The sequence below is a fragment of the Aeromonas enteropelogenes genome (assembly GCF_000819845.1).
Lineage (GTDB): Bacteria > Pseudomonadota > Gammaproteobacteria > Enterobacterales > Aeromonadaceae > Aeromonas > Aeromonas enteropelogenes.
In genome coordinates this window covers 48,384-64,199 of record NZ_CDCG01000018.1, presented here as the reverse complement: position 1 = coordinate 64,199, position 15,816 = coordinate 48,384, and the positions used below count along the sequence as shown (strand labels likewise).

The following is a 15,816-nucleotide window of genomic DNA, read 5'->3' as shown; positions in this document are numbered from 1 at the left end:
AAATGAGGGCTATCAAATCAGGCAGGTGTCCATATCACTTTGATACGGCCAAAATTATCGCCTTTATCACGATAATGGCGCCCCTGTCGGCCGCCATATATAGATGCACGGATGCTGCCGGAATAAAGGAAAAGCAAGAGATGAGCTGCGGCTACCTTGTCAGGCTGGCTTGCTTAAAGAGTGGATGCGGGCATCTCAGCACCTGCTGTCGGCGCCTGCGCCAGCAGAGCCTGATAACGGTCTGGCGTATCCACATCGAACAGGATGGCGGGGCTGTCGACCGGCACCAGACGATGATGGTGCAGCTGCAGCCAGCGCCGCACCGAACCTTGCGCCGGGGCCGCCGCCAGCGCCCTGGCAAGGGATTTTGGCAACAATACCGGGTGACCCGCCTCCCCCTGCCAGGTCGGAAAAAGCGCATATTCTCCCCGCGCCTGCCAGAGCGTCTGGAACACGGAGGGAGGAATGCAGGGGAGATCTCCGTGGCTGATAAAGAGGTAGTCCGCCTCACTCGCCGCCAGGGCGCAGCGGATGGAACTGCCCAGCCCCTGTTCATAGTCGGGATTATTCACGATCTGAATATCGCGCCGCCCGCCATAACGGGCCACCAGCTCGTCGCCGCGATATCCCACCACCAGAATGACCCGCTCACAACAAGCCAGGGCATTTTTGAGACTTGCATCAAGTATTGTCCCCGAACCGTAAGGTAGCATCATTTTCCAGCTACCCATTCGGGAGGACAATCCCGCCGCAGTCATTACGCAGTCGCACGATTCTTTTCTATTGGCAGACTGTTTCTCGCTTCCTTCTTTATTTAATTCGGACATCACCATGTCATTACCTGCTCCTGTATCAATCCCCTTTCCGGATATTTCTTCATTATTAGGCCAGCTCATAAAAAATAGTGATAGCCATACCACATTAATTAGTCTGTGCGGGGCAGGCGGTAAAACCAGCACCCTGTTCTGGCTGGCCGACTATTTCCATCAACAGGGCAAGAAGGTGCTGATCACCACCACCACCCGGATGTTTCTGCCCTCTCCGTCCCACTATCGGGAATTGATCATCGAAGCGGATCCGGTCCGCCAGCTGACCCGTTGCCAGCAACTGCCCGATGGCCCGGCCCTGGTCGCCCTGTTCAGCCATATCGAGCAGGCCAGCGGCAAGGTAGCAGGCCCCACGCCCCAGCAGCTGGATCTCATCAAGGGGCAGCAGCGCTTCGACATCATCCTGGTCGAGGCGGACGGTGCCCATCACAAGTTATTGAAAGTGCCGGCTTTGCACGAACCTTGCATTCCAGGAAGCAGTGATTGGGTGATAGCCCTAGTGGGCGGCGCCATGGTGGGGGCAAAGGCCGACCCGGCGCAGATCCACCGTTGGGCCGAGCTTCAGGCTTTATGCGGGATTGCGCCAGGTGAACCGCTGGATTGGCCGCTGTTCGATAGGCTGCTCTCCCACCCCGACGGGGTGTTCAAGGGCACCCCTGCAAGGGCGCGACGGATCTGGTTTATCAACGGTGATTATCAAAATGAGGCGTCATGGCAGCCGCCATTGATAAACCTGTTGGCCCGTCACCCCGAACTTCACGCCATCTGGCAGGGGGCGGTGCGCGAACCGCAAGCCATCCGCCACACCATCGCGCTCATACCCGGGGAGCCGGTTTAGCCACCAGGTCCCGATTTGGTTAAGGATAACAAGAGGTACCTTATGAATCTGTTTGCACACGCCGCCCGGCTGGAACAAGCCAACACCCCGTTCGCCATGGCCAGGATCATCGAGAGCCGCGGCTCCACCCCGCGCCATCAGGCCCAGATGCTGATTGAGGGAGATGGCCGGATCCACGGCACCATCGGCGGTGGCATGATAGAGCGACGGGTGATCGAGGAGGCGATCGCCGCCATTGCCGAGCGCAAGCCGCGCATCTTCCACGGTCGGATGGCCCGCAACGGCGAACATGCGGTGGGCTCGGATTGCGGCGGCGCCATGTCGGTCTATATCGATGTCTACGGCCTGCGTCCCCGGCTGGTACTCATCGGCGCCGGTCACGTCAACCGGGCGCTGGCCCATGCCGCAGCCCCCTTGGGCTTTGATATCCATGTCGGCGACTGTTTTGAAGGGAGCCTCAATCCCGAACTCTTCCCCGCCGGCACTCATCTTCAGCAGGCCGACACCATCAGCGCCGTCATCGAGGCGCTGGCCATCGAGCCCGCCAACTTCGTCATTATCGCCACCAACCATCAGGACAAGGAGGCGCTGGATCGGCTCATCACCCGTCCCCTCGCCTACCTGGGGCTGCTCGCCAGCAAGCGCAAGGTGCAGACCTTTACCCAGGCCCTGCGCCAGCAAGGGGTGAGTCAGGAGCAGCTGCAGCAGCTGCACGCTCCCATCGGCTACAACATAGGGGCCGAGACCCCGGAGGAGATCGCCATCAGCATCCTCGCCGAGCTGTTGCAGGTGAAAAACGGCAAGGCGGGTGGCCTGATGCAGGACGATGTGCGCCTCAAACAGGATCGGCTGGTAGTGATGCGCGGCTCAGGCGATATCGCCACCGGGGTGGCGCTGCGCCTGCACAATGCAGGCTTCAAGATGGTGATGCTGGATCTCGACAAACCCACGGTGATCCGCCGCACCGTCGCCTTCGCCCAGGCGATGTTTGACGGCGAGACCTGCGTCGAGGGAGTGCGCGCCAAGCGGGCCGAGAGTGTCGAGCAGGCCTTTGCGCTGCTGGAGCAGGAGATCATCCCCCTGCTGGTGGACCCAGACTGCGCGACTCTCGCCGAACTCAAGCCCCGCTATCTGGTAGATGCCATCCTCGCCAAGCAAAATCTCGGCACCCACAGGGAGATGGCCCCCATCACGGTGGCCCTCGGCCCGGGCTTTGAGGCGGGGCGCGACTGCGATGCGGTGATCGAGACCAACCGCGGCCACCATCTGGGCCGGGTCATCTATCAGGGCCCCGCCCAGCCCAATACCGGCATTCCCGGGGTCATCGAGGGGCACTCCGCCCGCCGGGTGGTGCGTGCCCCCGCCCCCGGGGTAATGAAGAGCCTGATCAAGCTCGGCGATCTGGTGCAGGAGGGGGACGTGATCGCCCACGTAGGGGACGCCCCCATAATCGCGCCGCTGTCAGGCATGGTGCGGGGGCTGCTGAGTGACGGCATCGAGGTACCGGCAGGCTTCAAGATCGGGGATATCGACCCCAGGGGCGAGCGGGCCGATGCCACTACGGTGTCGGACAAGGCCCGCGCTATTGGCGGCGCCGTGCTGGAAGCCATGATGCACCTGGCCCAGCGCTGATAACCCTCGGTTACCTGATACCGATAGTTAGCACAAGGCCCCTGACGGGGCCTTGTTATTGATGCAGTCTATCGAACGGCGATGAATCATCATGCTCCGGCGCGACCCGTCCGCCAGGCGCGAGCGGCCAGCACTGCCAGGGTCACGGCGGTCAGGGGCAGCACAAAACCGATCATGGCCTCCATAAAGGAGCCCTGCATCGGGCTGGCTGTGGCGTGCAGCACCAGCCAGACGGTGTAGGCGATGTAGTAGGCCAGAAACAGGGCTCCCTCCCAGCGGGCGATGGTGTAACCGGTAAAGAAGATGGGCAGGCAGGCGAGCGCCACGGCGATCATCACGGGGATGTCAAACGTCAGCGCTGCGTCAGAAACCTCAAGCCCGCCGGGGGTCACGATGGAGGTGAGCCCCAGTACGCAGAGAATATTGAAGATGTTGCTGCCCACCACGTTGCCCACCGCGATATCCCGCTCCCCACGCAGGGCGGCGACGATGGAGGTGACCACCTCGGGCAAGGAGGTGCCGGCAGCCACTATGGTCAGGCCGATGATGAGATCGCTGACGCCGAAGTAGTGGGCAATTTCGACCGCACTGCCAACCAGCAAGCGGGATCCGAGAATGAGCAGGCCCAACCCCGCCGCGATAAAGAGCAGGTTGCGCAACCAGCTGCCCGCCGTGCCGGGCTCGCGGGTGCCAAACTCCTGTTCGTATTCCGCCTGCACCGCCTTGCTTTCGCGTCGGCTCTGGATAAAGAGAAACAGGGTGTAGGCGATGATACCGGCAAACAGCAGACCCCCTTCCAGCGCAGAGATGCGGCCATCCCAACCCAGGATCAGCACCAGCACGGAAATGGCGATCATCAGGGGCACATCGAGGCGCACCAGCTGCTGGGAGACCACCAGCGGCACGATCAGCGCAGAGATACCGAGGATAAACAGGACGTTGAAGATATTGCTGCCGACCACATTGCCCACCGCAATACCTGCCTGCCCCTCCAGCCCGGACTGGATGCTCACCGCCAGCTCGGGGGCACTGGTGCCGAAGGCCACTATGGTGAGCCCGACCACCAGAGGAGAGATCCCCATCATGGTGGCAAGGCGTGAGGCTCCCCGCACCAGGGACTCCGCCCCCACCACCAGACACACCAGGCCCACGGCCAGCCATATCAACGTCATCATAGCGATCCATCCTTGTCGGCAAAAAAGCGAGATAATCATTATCTATCAGATACCTGCATTACCATGCAGGTGTAGCAGGCCCCATATTGCCACACTTTTCTCCGCCTTTGCTCCTTGTTTTACAGCCCCCTTTGAGCACAGCTTGAAACCGGTAACGGGGCACGCCCAAGGGCCATATTCCCATACAAGTGAGTGCCCGTCTCAGGAGTGCTTGACCCGGGTCTCCCCCGCCACCGACACCACGGAGCGCTTGCCCTTGCGGCTGATGACGACAAGCGCCAGCACGATAAGGGCGATGCCGCTCCCCTCCACCGGCCCCGGGTTTTCACCGAGCAGCCACCAGGAGAGCAGCACGCCGCTCACCGGCACCGCCAGGGTGCTGAGCCCGGCAATCCCCGCCGGCAGTTTTTTCAGCACAAACAGCCAGAGACTCCAGGCCAGCGCCGTGGCAAAGATAGCACTGTAGGCGAGCGCGCCAAACACATAGGGCTGCCAGTCGATGGGTCGCTCCGGCACCAAGGCTGCCACCAGCGCCATCACCAGGGTGGCGTAGATCATCTGCCAGGTGGTGAGGGACATGAGATCCACTGTGGGATGACGGGCATACATCCGTTTGGCGATAATGGCGCTGATCCCCCAGCAGATGCCGGAAGCGATCCCGAGCAGCGCGCTCTTCATGGAATCCAGGTGCAGTTGCCAGGGCTCGATCACCAGCAGCAGACCGCAGGCGGCCACCCCGACCGCCACGTAGTGGAGTCGGCGCATCCGCTCCCCCAAAAAGAGCGCCGCGAAGATCACCACCCAGAACGGCATGGTGTAGCTCAGGATCGCCACCTTGCCCGCCCCGCCGCTGATCAGGGCCCACTGGGCCAGCCCCACCATGCCGCAGGTCTGGAACAACCCGATGGCCAGGGTGTAGCGAAACGGAGTGGGTTTAAGGTATTTGCGGCCACGCAGGCATTGCACCAGCAGCAACACCAAAGAGCCGCACAGGCAGCGCAGGGCGGTGAACTCGAAGGCCCCCGCGTAGAGCATCACCTGCTTCATCACGATCCAGCTGTAACTCCAGATGGCAGTGAGCAGAACCAACCCCCCCAGCGCCGCCATGTTGATCTTGCTACTCATTGCTTGTCTTGCTGCCTCTTCTATCGCCAATCAGACCTATTTTGGGGGAGCCATCTTACGCCTCTCCCATCACCCTGCCCATCGCGGATCACAACTTGTCGGCTTATTCTTCCCGTCTGCCAATCCCTTGCGCCAGCCAACAGAAAGGGGGCCGATGGCCCCCTGTTTGTGCTGACAAGATCGAGCCTACTGACTTATCAGAGTGCCGGTCTTGCCGGCGATCCCCTCGGCCGCCTTCTCCAGCAGGGTGATGAGGGATTTGCGCCCCGGCATGGAACTCGCAAACGAAAGCGCCGCCTCCACCTTGGGCAGCATGGAGCCCTTCGCAAACTGCCCCTGCTCGATAAAGCCCCGGGCATCCGCCACGCTCAGGGTGTCGAGCCACTGCACGTCGGGCTTGCCGAAGTTGATGGCGACTTTTTCCACCGCAGTGAGGATGATCAGCATGTCGGCATCAATCAGCTCCGCCAGCCTGGCACTGGCCCAATCCTTGTCGATCACCGCGCTGGCACCGCGCAAATGATTCCCCTCGCGCAGTACCGGGATGCCACCACCACCGACCGTGATCACCACCTGCCCCGCTGCCAGCATGGCCGAGACCGTCTCCTTCTCGATGATGTCGACGGGTTTGGGGGACGCCACCACCCGGCGATAGCCGCGACCGGCATCCTCTTTAAGACGTTCCCCCCTGGCCATCAGCGCCTCGGCCTCCTCCTTGCTGAAAAAACCGCCAATGGGTTTGCTGGGGTCGAGGAAGGCGGGGTCGTTTTTATCCACCTCAACTTGCGTCACCAGGGTAGCAACCGGTTTGTGGATACCGCGCTCGAGCAGCGCCTCGCGCAAGGCGTTTTGCAGGTCATAGCCGATGTACCCCTGGCTCAGGGCCACGCAGACTGACATGGGTAGATGGGGCGCCTTTTCGTCGTGGCGGGCCGCCACCTCGAACGCCTGCTGGATCATCCCCACCTGCGGGCCGTTGCCGTGGGTCACCACTACTTCATGCCCCTTCGCAATCAGGTCGGCGATGGTGCGCGCCGTGCCCTGCACCGCCTGCATCTGTTCGGGCAGGTTGTTGCCAAGCGCGTTGCCGCCAAGGGCCAATACGATTCGCTGTTTCATCTTGTGCTCTCCAGTGATGGGAGAAGCCGGCGCGCGGTCGGCTCCCTTTGTGTTCATCTATCTCTCTATAAAAAACTGTTCTGCCAACATGTGGGGCTCTCGCCCCACGGGCAGGCGCCCCTAGGCGGTGTTCTCAAAATGCTAGTGTGGCGCCGGATACAGGAGCGAATTGAGCTCGGGGGCAAAGGGGGCGCGGGCCAGAAAACGGCCATGGCCGCGCCGCCCCAGAAACTCGCCGTCGCGGGCCACTATCTCGCCGCGGCTCAGGGTCAGCCTGATCCGGCCCTGGCAGCGCATCCCCTCGTAGGGGCTGTAGTCACCGTTGTCATGTAGCTGTTGATGGGAAATCAGGGTTTCACCGCAGGGATCCATCACTACCAGATCGGCGTCGGCCCCCGGTTGCAGATTGCCCTTGCGTGGCCAGAGGCCAAACAGGCGCGCCGGGTTGGCGCTGGTTAAGGCCACAAAGCGCGACGGCGTGATGCGCCCGCCCAGTACCCCGTGGGCAAACAGCAGCAGCATGCGGTTCTCTGCCCCGGGCAGGCCGTTGGGGCAGAGGCTGAAATCCCCTCCCGAGAGGGTCATGCGCTGGGCGTGGGAGAAGTTGCAGTGATCGGTGGCCACCGTATCGATATCCCCGGCCGCCAACCCGACCCACAGCTTGTCCTGCTCGCAACGCCCACGCAGCGGCGGGCTTAGCAGGTAGTCGACCCCGTTCTCCTTGTAGTAGCAGGAATCATCGAGCAGCAGATATTGCGGGCAAGTCTCCACCCAGACCGGCTGGCCCTGACGGCGCGCCAGCTTGAGATATTCAAGCCCCAGGCCATTGGAGAGGTGAACGATATAAAGGGGCGCATTGCCAGCAAGCCCCGCCAGATTGATCATCCGGGCCACCGCCTCGGCTTCACACTCCAGCGGGCGGCTTTGCGGGTGATACCAGGGCTCACAGTGGCCGGCAGCCAGCAAGACAGCCCGGCGCGCCGCAATGGCGGCATCGTTCTCGGGGTGAACGGTGGCAAGCGCCCCCACCTCCTTGAGGCGGGCCAGGGCGCGCAGCACATCGCTGTCTCCCAGCTTGTAGCGGTAGGTGAGATAGAGCTTGAAGCTGCTGATCCCCTCCTCCTGCACCATGGCGGCCATCTCGTGGAGAATGTCGTCATCCACATGCTGGATGACGCCGTGAAAACCGTAGTCGATCACCGCCTGATCGGCGGCATAATCGTGATAGCGGGCCAGCTGGTGATGCAGGTTGCACCCCGCCGGGCCAAATCCCATGTGATCGATGATGGTGGTGGTGCCACCACAGGCGGCGGCACGGGTACCGCTGAAGAAGTCATCGCAACTGCGAGCCATGCCCACATCGATGTTGAAGTGGGTGTGGACGTCGATCCCTCCCGGCATCACGTAGCAGCCGTCGGCCTCGATCAGCTCGGTCTCGTCATCGGGCTGGATATGGGCGGCGCGGGCCCGGATCACCCCGTTATCGATCAGCAGATCCTGGCGATATTCCCCCTGCGCATCCACCAGGGTGCCGTTCTTGATGAGCCGTTTCATCCGTTCCTCCTCAACTCCTGTTGCCCTTCACGCAGCAAGCCCCGCCTGGGCGGGGCATATCGTTGGTAGCAGGGATGCCGGCATCCCTGCACCCTTGCTTACTTGTCCAGCTCCGCCAGATAGAGCATGGGGATCACCGCATACATGGCGGCGCACTTGACCAGATGCTCCTTCCAGGTCTTCTCGTTCGGTGCGTGGGCCTCCGGCTCTTTACCCGGGCCAAAACCAATGACCGGAATACCGTGACGTCCCATGATGGAGACCCCGTTGGTCGAGAAGGTCCACTTGTCCACCACCGGCGCCTTGTTGAACAGCTGGGTGTACGCCTTGGAGAGGGTCTTGACCGTGATGTGATCCTCTTCCACCTTCCAGGTCGGGAAGTAGCACTCGGTCGGGTAGACCAGGCCGGTGTAGGCCGGACGGTCGTACTGGTACATGGAGACCTCGGCACCGGCGGCTTTGACGGCAGGCAGGGCGCGGATCTCGTCGAGCGCCCCTTGCCAGGTCTCGCCCCAGGTGAGACGACGGTCGATGGAGACGGCGCAGCTGTCCGCCACGGCGCAGCGGCTTGGCGAAGTGAAGAAGATCTCGGAGACGGTCAGGGTGCCCTTGCCGAGGAAGTCGTCGTTGCCGAGGTTGTGGCTGAGTTCCTGCAATTCGCCCAGGATGGGGCCCATCTTGAAGATGGCGTTGTCACCGCGCTCCGGCGCGGAGCCGTGGCAGCTCACCCCCTGCACCTCCACGCGGATCTCCATGCGACCACGCTGGCCACGGTAGATCTGGCAGTCGGTCGGTTCGGTACTGACCACGAACTCGGGGCGGATCTTGCTCTGCTCTATGATGTACTGCCAGCAGAGGCCGTCGCAATCCTCCTCCTGTACGGTACCGGTCACCAGCAGGGTGTACTCGTCTTCCAGACCCAGATCCTTGATGATCTTGCCGGCGTAGACCATGGAGGCCATGCCCCCTTCCTGGTCAGAGGCACCGCGACCACCGATGATCTCGTGATCTTCCATCCCCTCATAGGGATCGAAGGTCCAGTTGGCCATGTTGCCGACCCCCACGGTATCGATGTGGGCATCCATGGCGATCAGGTGCGGGCCGTGGCCGATATAGCCCAGCACGTTGCCCATGGGGTCGATCTCCACCTTGTCGAAGCCGACTTTTTCCATCTCCTGCTTGATGCGCAGCACCACCCGCTCTTCATCGCAGCTCTCACTCGGGATGGCGATCATGTCGCGCAGGAACTGAGTCATCTCGGCCTTGTACTGGTAGGCCTTCTCCAACACCATTTCAAACGGAATTTGCTTGCTCATTGTGTCTCTCCATAACCAACCTGGGGTGCGGGAGTACGCCTCCCGCACGCTACTCGTCATGGCACCCGCCGGGCACCATCATTTTCAATTCGTGCCTCTTTCATTTGCAGGCGGGATTACCCGCAGGCAGGGTGCTTGCCTTCCCACACTACTTCCCGGTAATGGGCCACGTCGGTGTCCCCTTCGGTGTTGATCACCAGCACCACCGACTGCTCATCGAGCCCTAGCCGGGCCATCAGCGCCGCGCGATCCGGGTGGTGGCGCACCGCCGCCAGCACGCCGGTGCCGACCGAGCCGGATTCGCCGGAGATGATGCGGGGATCATCGCCAAGGGGGTTGCCGAGCACTCGCATACCGAGCGCCGAGACCTTGTCGTGACAGGAGATGAACTGGGTGGTGCAGCCACGCAGCACCGGCCAGCCGAGGGGATTGGGTTCGCCGCAGGCGAGACCGGCCATGATGGTGCGCATGTCGCCCCCCACGTTGACCATCTCCCCCGCCACGCCGGAGCGGTAGATGCAGTCGGCCTGATCCGGCTCGACCACGATACTGTGCAGGTTCTTCGCCCCGAAGCAGTCCACCAGATAACCGAGCACGCCGCCCGCCAGCGCTCCGACCCCGGCCTGCAGCAGCACGTGGGTGGGCTGTTTGATGCCCATGGCCTGCATCTGCTCGACCGCTTCGTCGGCCAGGGTGGCGTAGCCCTGCATGATCCAGGTCGGGATCTTGGTGTAACCCTCCCAGGCGGTGTCCTGCACTATGTACCAGCCGCGCTCCTCCGCCATCTTCATGGTCAGGCGCACGGTGTCGTCGTAGTTCATGTCGGTGACGATGCACTCGGCCCCCAGCGCCAGGATGTGGTCCACCCGCTCCTGGGCCGAGCCCTTGGGCATGTAGACCACCGCATGCTGGCCCACCTGCTTGGCGGCCCAGGCAACGCCACGACCGTGGTTGCCATCTGTGGTGGTGGCGAAGGTCATCGGCTCCTTGATGGTGCGCTTGATGAGATCGAAGGTGAAATCCTCGATGGCCACCCCGTATTTTTCACAGAGCAGGTTGGCAATGGCGTAGACGCCCCCCAGCATCTTGAAGGCGTTGAGACCAAAGCGTTTGGATTCATCCTTGACCAATATATTTTTCACCCCGACATAATCCGCCAGTGCTTTCAAATCACAGAGCGGTGTCGGTTCATATCCGGCCAGTTTTTTATGAAATGCTCGGGCCTTTTGTGCTTCGACACGGGAAAATAACGGGGATGTTTCTCCGGTAAAAAAGCGGTTATCCGCAATATCCATCTTCAGATAAAATTGGGACATAGTGACCTCACGAAGAGCCATCTCGCCGGAGAGACCTTATTCAAGGGGCTATCCGGGGAGAAGACTCGCGATAATAAATACGCTGTTGCAGTGGGCAGGGTGAAATAACCACCCTGCCCGACTTGCCATTATTTGACGCGCTTTTGCGCTTCCTTGATCAGATTTTCCAGGGTTTCGGCAGGCGCCGAGAATTTGCGGGCCATGATCATGGCGGCGATGATATAGGGCTTCCAGCTCGCCTCTTTATAAGTGGCGATACGGTATTTCTCGAATACCCCTTCGGTCACCTCCCCCTCCTTGCAGGAGACGCCGGAAATATCCGCCGGCAGGCAGTGCATATAGAGTGCCTCGCCCCCCTTGGTGAGGGCCATCATCTCTTCGGTGCAATGCCAATCCTTGTGCTTGGCGTTTTGCGCCAGGCAATGCTGCTCCAGCTCCTTGAGGCCGGCGTGATCGTTGGCCCGCAGCAGCTCGGTGCGCTGCTCCATCACCTGATAGGGCGCCCAGGACTTGGGATAGACGATGTCGGCATCCTTGAACGCCTCTTCCATGGAGGTGACCTGGCGGAAACTGCCACCGGAGGCCTTGGCATTCTCCTTGGCCACTTCGATCACGTCCGGGATCAGGTCATACCCTTCTGGGTGGGCCAGGGTCACGTCCATGCCGAAGCGGGTCATCAGGCCGATGATGCCCTGCGGCACGGAGAGCGGCTTGCCGTAGCTCGGGGAGTAGGCCCAGGTCATGGCAATCTTCTTGCCCTTGAGGTTCTCGAGGCTGCCGAAGTGCTCCTGCAACCAGGCCAGATCAGCCATGGACTGGGTCGGGTGATCAATGTCGCACTGCAGGTTGACCAGCGCCGGGCGCTGGGGCAGCACCCCCTTCTCGAACCCTTCGTCGAGCGCGGCGCCCACTTCACGCATGTAGGCGTTGCCGGCCCCCAGGTACATGTCGTCGCGAATACCGATGGCATCGGCGCAGAAGGAGATCATGTTGGCTGTCTCGCGCACCGTCTCACCGTGAGCTATCTGGGATTTGCCCTCATCCAGATCCTGCTGGGCCAGGCCAAGGAGATTCAGGGCGGACGCGTAAGAGAAGCGGGTCCGGGTGGAGTTATCACGGAAAACCGAGATACCGAGCCCGCTGTTAAACAGCTTGGTGGAAATATTTTCGGCGCGCAGGGTCTTGAGGGATTCGGCCAGTTTCAATACCAATTCCAATTCCTGCGGGGTTTGCTCCCAGGTCAGCAGAAAATCTTTTTCGTGCAGGTTGGAGTTGAGTGCCTTTATCTCTTTGATTAAATCGTTAACTGCTTTCATCGTTCGCCCCAATCATTGGATGATATATGGATAGCTCCCCTTTCACTCACGATGTCACCAGCGTCACGGTTGTGGGTGAGCTCATCGGTTAGCGTCGACAAGAGATAATCAATAAGCGTGCCAGATTAAAAAAAGGCGGGGGAATAATAAGAAAAGGAAAAAGTATGTGATGAACAGCACAAAAATAACGATTATTTCAGAGAGTTATCCAATCACGTCAGCGGCTTCTGTCATTTGCCGTGAATAGTGCATGAATCAAGATTGATAAAAACGCCTCCTGCCAGCCAGGAATTATCATCAGGGCCCCGCGATGTGGAACATAAATGATATGGGCGGGGCTGCCATTATCATTATGAGAATACGAGCCTCATCACTCCCCTCTCACAAGGAGCCAGGCTCGCCAGTGTGACGCCACGATCAATACCTCTTGCTCCAACCACTTATCTTGTTGCCGCAACTCGTTTAACCAACCTGTGCCAACCTTGTCCGCTTCGCTCGCAGCCACGGCGAAATCCGACGAACGCCAGGGAACCTTGTCATCCCCGGTTAACAGACCACATACCGGACGAGCATAATGTTGCAGGAAAAGTGTTAACTGACAGGGCAACCACAGCATTACCGGGCGATTGAGATCCCGGGCCAACTCCACCGCAATATCAATGCCACGCTGATCCAGATCGCCAAAATGAGCCCACTGAACAGAGTCAGGTAATAAAGGGATACATCGTTTGGCCAGACTCGTATTACGGCCCGGCGCAAACAACAACAGTTGACCCCTTTGTAACGGGTAATCGACAAAAGCCCCCTTGTTCTCCACCGTGATAACTTGCGTCCCCAGCCAATCAACGGCAGTCAGGGTTGCCAGCGCTCGCTCAGGCAAGGCCAGCTCACCCAATAGCCTCATGGATTCTGTCATGTCGTGGCGCAGGCCAACGAGATCCACAAAGACTATCGGGTCCAACGTACGCAGACGGAGTACCTCATCCTGTGTCAGTACCATGTTGATGGGCAGTTGGCTGGCCGAGTTATCACTGCGGGGATATTTGCTATCGCCATGCCAAAGGGCATGGAAACTGGCCTGATTAAGATACGAAGGCAGTGTCACTCCAAGGGTCTGCAAATGCTCACGTTTATCAGATGCCACAGAGACCACTAGGGCCAGTTGTCTAACGAGATAATCACGTCCTGCCTCTGTCAACACATGACGGGCACTGCGTCCAACCGGCCTGATCCCGTCAACCGCCTGCAGTCGGATCAGCAGTTCACGACCATGCTTGCTATCAAATGAACATCCCTTCTCGTTATGGCTATCGAGCAACCTGGCACAGAGACCTTGTATACGCTTTTCCGCAAATAACGACATGGTGCAGCCCCCTCACATCAGCTTCATATGAAGAAGTAGATGTGATTTTCCAGGCCGTTACCGTGACTTGCCTCGCAGTGGTAGACCTGTTCCTTCGATGTCCTGAACTGGTCACTGCCGTAACGCCCCCTGACAACCGGAAAAAGCACAGGCACGCGACAATCAACATCCCTGACCCAATCCTCCCACAGCTGCGAAATAGACTACTTTTTCAACAAAAAGAAACGGCTATGGGTGGCCCGGGCAACCCGCTTGTGGCACTCTGGCCAATCTCAGGGAAAGATCCACCACGACACCGAGGTGTCATCACAGCAAAGGAGCGCCACCGATGGCCAAAGTCAGCAAGAAAGAGATCAAGAAGAAGATCGCCGCCCGCCTCGACAAGATTGCCAAGCACGAGAGCAAGATCAAGAAGCTGAAGAAGGCCCTGAAGTAAGGGCTACGCGATAAGAAAAACCGCCAGCTGGCGGTTTTTTATTGCCGCATATCCTCAAATAACACCAGCCGCCGCGGGTTGCCCATAAATAAAGGGCAAGAGCGCCGAACGGGCGCCGCGCACGGCGTTATCACGAACTAGCCTTGATGATGTGTTTGATATGAGCCTGTTGTGGAGCGCCATATGTACTCTTACACCCTCACCTTCAAGGATGAAGCCGATCGCCTGACCGCCCCGGAGCAAGAGATCAGCCTGCAAAGCCCCGCCCTCGCCGGGGACTTTATCATTCTCTCCGACGGCAGCCGCCATCAGATCATGTTTATCACCCACCGCGCCCACTACAGCAGTCTCTATCTCGATAAAGGAGTCAGGGTGCCACAGGGCTGACGGACATGTGGGTCATATCAAACAACTTGTCGAGCAGACGCGCACGCAAACCACGCAAATAGAAAAGCGGCCTGTTGGCCGCTTCAGGGATATGGCGAGAAACGCCGTCATGGCATTGAGATGGCTATTCGCTCTTTAACATCGGCTGGCGCACTATCTCGACGTCGTCTTTATAGACCACCAGCATCCCGAGCGAGCTATCAGGCTCTCCTATCACGGTCACGTCACAATCATAGCGATAAGGGCCGCTGGTGAATTGATATCCCCGGCCATCGTCTCATCTCTGATCCCCTGCTCTGTTTTCCTCCCCATTCACCTTGAGGAGAGGCGGCCCCGTATTCTGTTCTACTCGACTGCGAACGGCTATTTATCGAGCGCCAGGAAATAGTGATACCCATCTTCCTTCCTATACCCCAGGGACTCATACAATCTTTGCGCGATCGTATTGTCTCTCGCGGTTTCCAGGGCCAGCCCCCTGGCGCTTGTCGCCATGGCAAACTCCTTTGCCGTATCCATCAATTTTTTGGCAACTCCCAAGCGCCTGGCCTGCGCCGCGACATACAGGTCGTTCAGAACCCATATCCGTTTGGCGGCGACGGATGAAAATGAGGGGTAGAGCTGGGTAAAACCGATGCCGGCCCCCTGCTTATCTCTGGCAAAAAAGATCACTGACTCCTGTTGTGACAGGCGCTCGGCCAGAAAATGACGAGCCAGGGTCATATCCTCTTGTTGGCCGTAAAAGATCCGGTATGCGTTAAATAAGGGGCTGATGATATCCAGATCATCCATGCCGGCCCTGATAATTTCCATCAACTCTGCTCCATCCCAGAAACATCATCAAAATCGGTATCGGGTACTCCGTCCTCTTTATCAGTCAGAGAACGAGCCCATCAGGACGATACCCGAGAGCCATCGAAACTGACATAACCGGCGCCAGTAAACTCCACGGGAAATGGAGAAAGTTGGTCAAAGGCAGGGGGCGGAGCCATTTTTGGGCTCACGCCACTCGCTACATCACCTCGATCTTTACCTTGATAAGGCCAGCGCGCGTATTGCCGATGGCGCTGAACGCGGAGCGGGAGAGATCGATGATGCGCCCGCGCTTAAAGGCGCCTCTGTCATTGACTTTGACCACCACGCTCCTGCCGTTGGCGAGATTGGTGACCCGCACCATGGAACCAAAAGGCAGCGTCATATGGGCGGCGGTGTTGAGATTGGTTTGATAGCGCTCGCCGCTGGCGGTGCGCTTGTTGTGGTAGCGGTCGGCGTAGTAGGAGGCGAGCCCCGTCTCGGTATAACCTTGCCAGTCGCCGCTACGACCGGCATCAGGCTGGCTGCTGCAGGCTGCCAGCAGCAGACTAAGCGATAACAGCAGCCCTTTTTGCACTCCCCTCTTCATCCTGTTTCCCCGA

At 59.7% G+C, this 15,816-nt stretch carries 14 protein-coding genes; 3 read left to right on the top strand and 11 right to left on the bottom strand.

The genetic code is table 11. From position 1 onward, the window contains the following. Positions 1 to 173: 173 nt before the first annotated feature. Positions 174 to 758: a molybdenum cofactor cytidylyltransferase gene (mocA, locus tag BN1123_RS07130; protein WP_224212414.1), complete on the bottom strand. Its 585-nt coding sequence runs from the start codon at positions 756 to 758 to the stop codon at positions 174 to 176. A gap of 73 nt (positions 759 to 831) precedes the next feature. Between mocA and yqeC the strand changes: the two genes are divergently transcribed. Both yqeC and yqeB read left to right on the top strand, forming a co-directional pair. Continuing rightward, complete coding sequence (gene yqeC / locus BN1123_RS07125) at positions 832 to 1,665, top strand: selenium cofactor biosynthesis protein YqeC (protein ID WP_042026100.1); 834 nt, start codon at positions 832 to 834, stop codon at positions 1,663 to 1,665. A 42-nt stretch (positions 1,666 to 1,707) separates the two neighbouring features. Next, a complete protein-coding gene (gene yqeB / locus BN1123_RS07120) occupies positions 1,708 to 3,297 on the top strand; it encodes a selenium-dependent molybdenum cofactor biosynthesis protein YqeB (RefSeq protein WP_042026099.1) in 1,590 nt (529 codons plus the stop codon). A gap of 89 nt (positions 3,298 to 3,386) precedes the next feature. On the opposite strand, the gene BN1123_RS07115 is transcribed toward yqeB, so the two are convergent. The 8 genes from BN1123_RS07115 to BN1123_RS07080 form a co-directional block, all read right to left on the bottom strand. Then, entirely contained in the window at positions 3,387 to 4,472 is a 1,086-nt protein-coding gene (locus tag BN1123_RS07115; RefSeq protein ID WP_197064475.1) for a calcium/sodium antiporter, read from the bottom strand. A 201-nt stretch (positions 4,473 to 4,673) separates the two neighbouring features. Continuing rightward, positions 4,674 to 5,597, bottom strand: coding sequence for a DMT family transporter (locus tag BN1123_RS07110; protein WP_042026098.1), 924 nt, complete (start codon positions 5,595 to 5,597; stop codon positions 4,674 to 4,676). A 186-nt stretch (positions 5,598 to 5,783) separates the two neighbouring features. After that, the gene (arcC, locus tag BN1123_RS07105) at positions 5,784 to 6,716 is read right to left on the bottom strand and encodes a carbamate kinase (RefSeq protein ID WP_042026097.1); all 933 of its coding nucleotides are present in this window, start codon (positions 6,714 to 6,716) and stop codon (positions 5,784 to 5,786) included. Between the two features lie 141 nt (positions 6,717 to 6,857). Next, complete coding sequence (gene hydA / locus BN1123_RS07100) at positions 6,858 to 8,270, bottom strand: dihydropyrimidinase (RefSeq protein WP_042026096.1); 1,413 nt, start codon at positions 8,268 to 8,270, stop codon at positions 6,858 to 6,860. A gap of 98 nt (positions 8,271 to 8,368) precedes the next feature. Beyond that, positions 8,369 to 9,586 carry a YgeY family selenium metabolism-linked hydrolase gene (locus BN1123_RS07095; RefSeq protein ID WP_016350809.1) on the bottom strand — a complete coding sequence of 406 codons (1,218 nt, stop codon included), beginning with the start codon at positions 9,584 to 9,586 and terminating at the stop codon, positions 8,369 to 8,371. A 116-nt stretch (positions 9,587 to 9,702) separates the two neighbouring features. Further along, positions 9,703 to 10,902, bottom strand: a complete 1,200-nt coding sequence (gene dpaL, locus BN1123_RS07090; RefSeq protein ID WP_042026094.1) for a diaminopropionate ammonia-lyase — start codon at positions 10,900 to 10,902, stop codon at positions 9,703 to 9,705. 128 nt (positions 10,903 to 11,030) lie between these two features. Next, positions 11,031 to 12,218, bottom strand: a complete 1,188-nt coding sequence (ygeW, locus tag BN1123_RS07085) for a knotted carbamoyltransferase YgeW (protein ID WP_042026092.1) — start codon at positions 12,216 to 12,218, stop codon at positions 11,031 to 11,033. Positions 12,219 to 12,588: 370 nt separating this feature from the next. Continuing rightward, positions 12,589 to 13,581 carry a Wadjet anti-phage system protein JetD domain-containing protein gene (locus tag BN1123_RS07080; protein ID WP_042026091.1) on the bottom strand — a complete coding sequence of 331 codons (993 nt, stop codon included), beginning with the start codon at positions 13,579 to 13,581 and terminating at the stop codon, positions 12,589 to 12,591. Positions 13,582 to 14,200: 619 nt separating this feature from the next. On the opposite strand from BN1123_RS07080, the gene BN1123_RS07075 reads away from it, so the two are divergent. Next, positions 14,201 to 14,404 carry a hypothetical protein gene (locus BN1123_RS07075; protein WP_026457241.1) on the top strand — a complete coding sequence of 68 codons (204 nt, stop codon included), beginning with the start codon at positions 14,201 to 14,203 and terminating at the stop codon, positions 14,402 to 14,404. 363 nt (positions 14,405 to 14,767) lie between these two features. Here BN1123_RS07075 and BN1123_RS07070 read toward each other — a convergent pair whose 3' ends face one another. Then, complete coding sequence (locus tag BN1123_RS07070; protein WP_042026090.1) at positions 14,768 to 15,214, bottom strand: GNAT family N-acetyltransferase; 447 nt, start codon at positions 15,212 to 15,214, stop codon at positions 14,768 to 14,770. A gap of 199 nt (positions 15,215 to 15,413) precedes the next feature. Further along, positions 15,414 to 15,803, bottom strand: a complete 390-nt coding sequence (locus BN1123_RS07065) for a septal ring lytic transglycosylase RlpA family protein (protein ID WP_042026087.1) — start codon at positions 15,801 to 15,803, stop codon at positions 15,414 to 15,416. Between the last annotated feature and the right edge of the window lie 13 nt (positions 15,804 to 15,816).

Excerpts from the sequence above, each read along its gene's own strand:
- mocA (WP_224212414.1), bottom strand. The coding sequence starts at position 758 with ATGACTGCGGCGGGATTGTCCTCCCGAATGGGTAGCTGGAAAATGATG.
- BN1123_RS07075 (WP_026457241.1), top strand. The coding sequence starts at position 14,201 with ATGTACTCTTACACCCTCACCTTCAAGGATGAAGCCGATCGCCTGACC.
- hydA (WP_042026096.1), bottom strand. The coding sequence starts at position 8,270 with ATGAAACGGCTCATCAAGAACGGCACCCTGGTGGATGCGCAGGGGGAA.
- ygeW (WP_042026092.1), bottom strand. The coding sequence starts at position 12,218 with ATGAAAGCAGTTAACGATTTAATCAAAGAGATAAAGGCACTCAACTCC.
- BN1123_RS07110 (WP_042026098.1), bottom strand. The coding sequence starts at position 5,597 with ATGAGTAGCAAGATCAACATGGCGGCGCTGGGGGGGTTGGTTCTGCTC.
- BN1123_RS07070 (WP_042026090.1), bottom strand. The coding sequence starts at position 15,214 with ATGGAAATTATCAGGGCCGGCATGGATGATCTGGATATCATCAGCCCC.
- yqeC (WP_042026100.1), top strand. The coding sequence starts at position 832 with ATGTCATTACCTGCTCCTGTATCAATCCCCTTTCCGGATATTTCTTCA.
- BN1123_RS07095 (WP_016350809.1), bottom strand. The coding sequence starts at position 9,586 with ATGAGCAAGCAAATTCCGTTTGAAATGGTGTTGGAGAAGGCCTACCAG.
- BN1123_RS07065 (WP_042026087.1), bottom strand. The coding sequence starts at position 15,803 with ATGAAGAGGGGAGTGCAAAAAGGGCTGCTGTTATCGCTTAGTCTGCTG.
- arcC (WP_042026097.1), bottom strand. The coding sequence starts at position 6,716 with ATGAAACAGCGAATCGTATTGGCCCTTGGCGGCAACGCGCTTGGCAAC.
- yqeB (WP_042026099.1), top strand. The coding sequence starts at position 1,708 with ATGAATCTGTTTGCACACGCCGCCCGGCTGGAACAAGCCAACACCCCG.
- BN1123_RS07080 (WP_042026091.1), bottom strand. The coding sequence starts at position 13,581 with ATGTCGTTATTTGCGGAAAAGCGTATACAAGGTCTCTGTGCCAGGTTG.
- BN1123_RS07115 (WP_197064475.1), bottom strand. The coding sequence starts at position 4,472 with ATGATGACGTTGATATGGCTGGCCGTGGGCCTGGTGTGTCTGGTGGTG.
- dpaL (WP_042026094.1), bottom strand. The coding sequence starts at position 10,902 with ATGTCCCAATTTTATCTGAAGATGGATATTGCGGATAACCGCTTTTTT.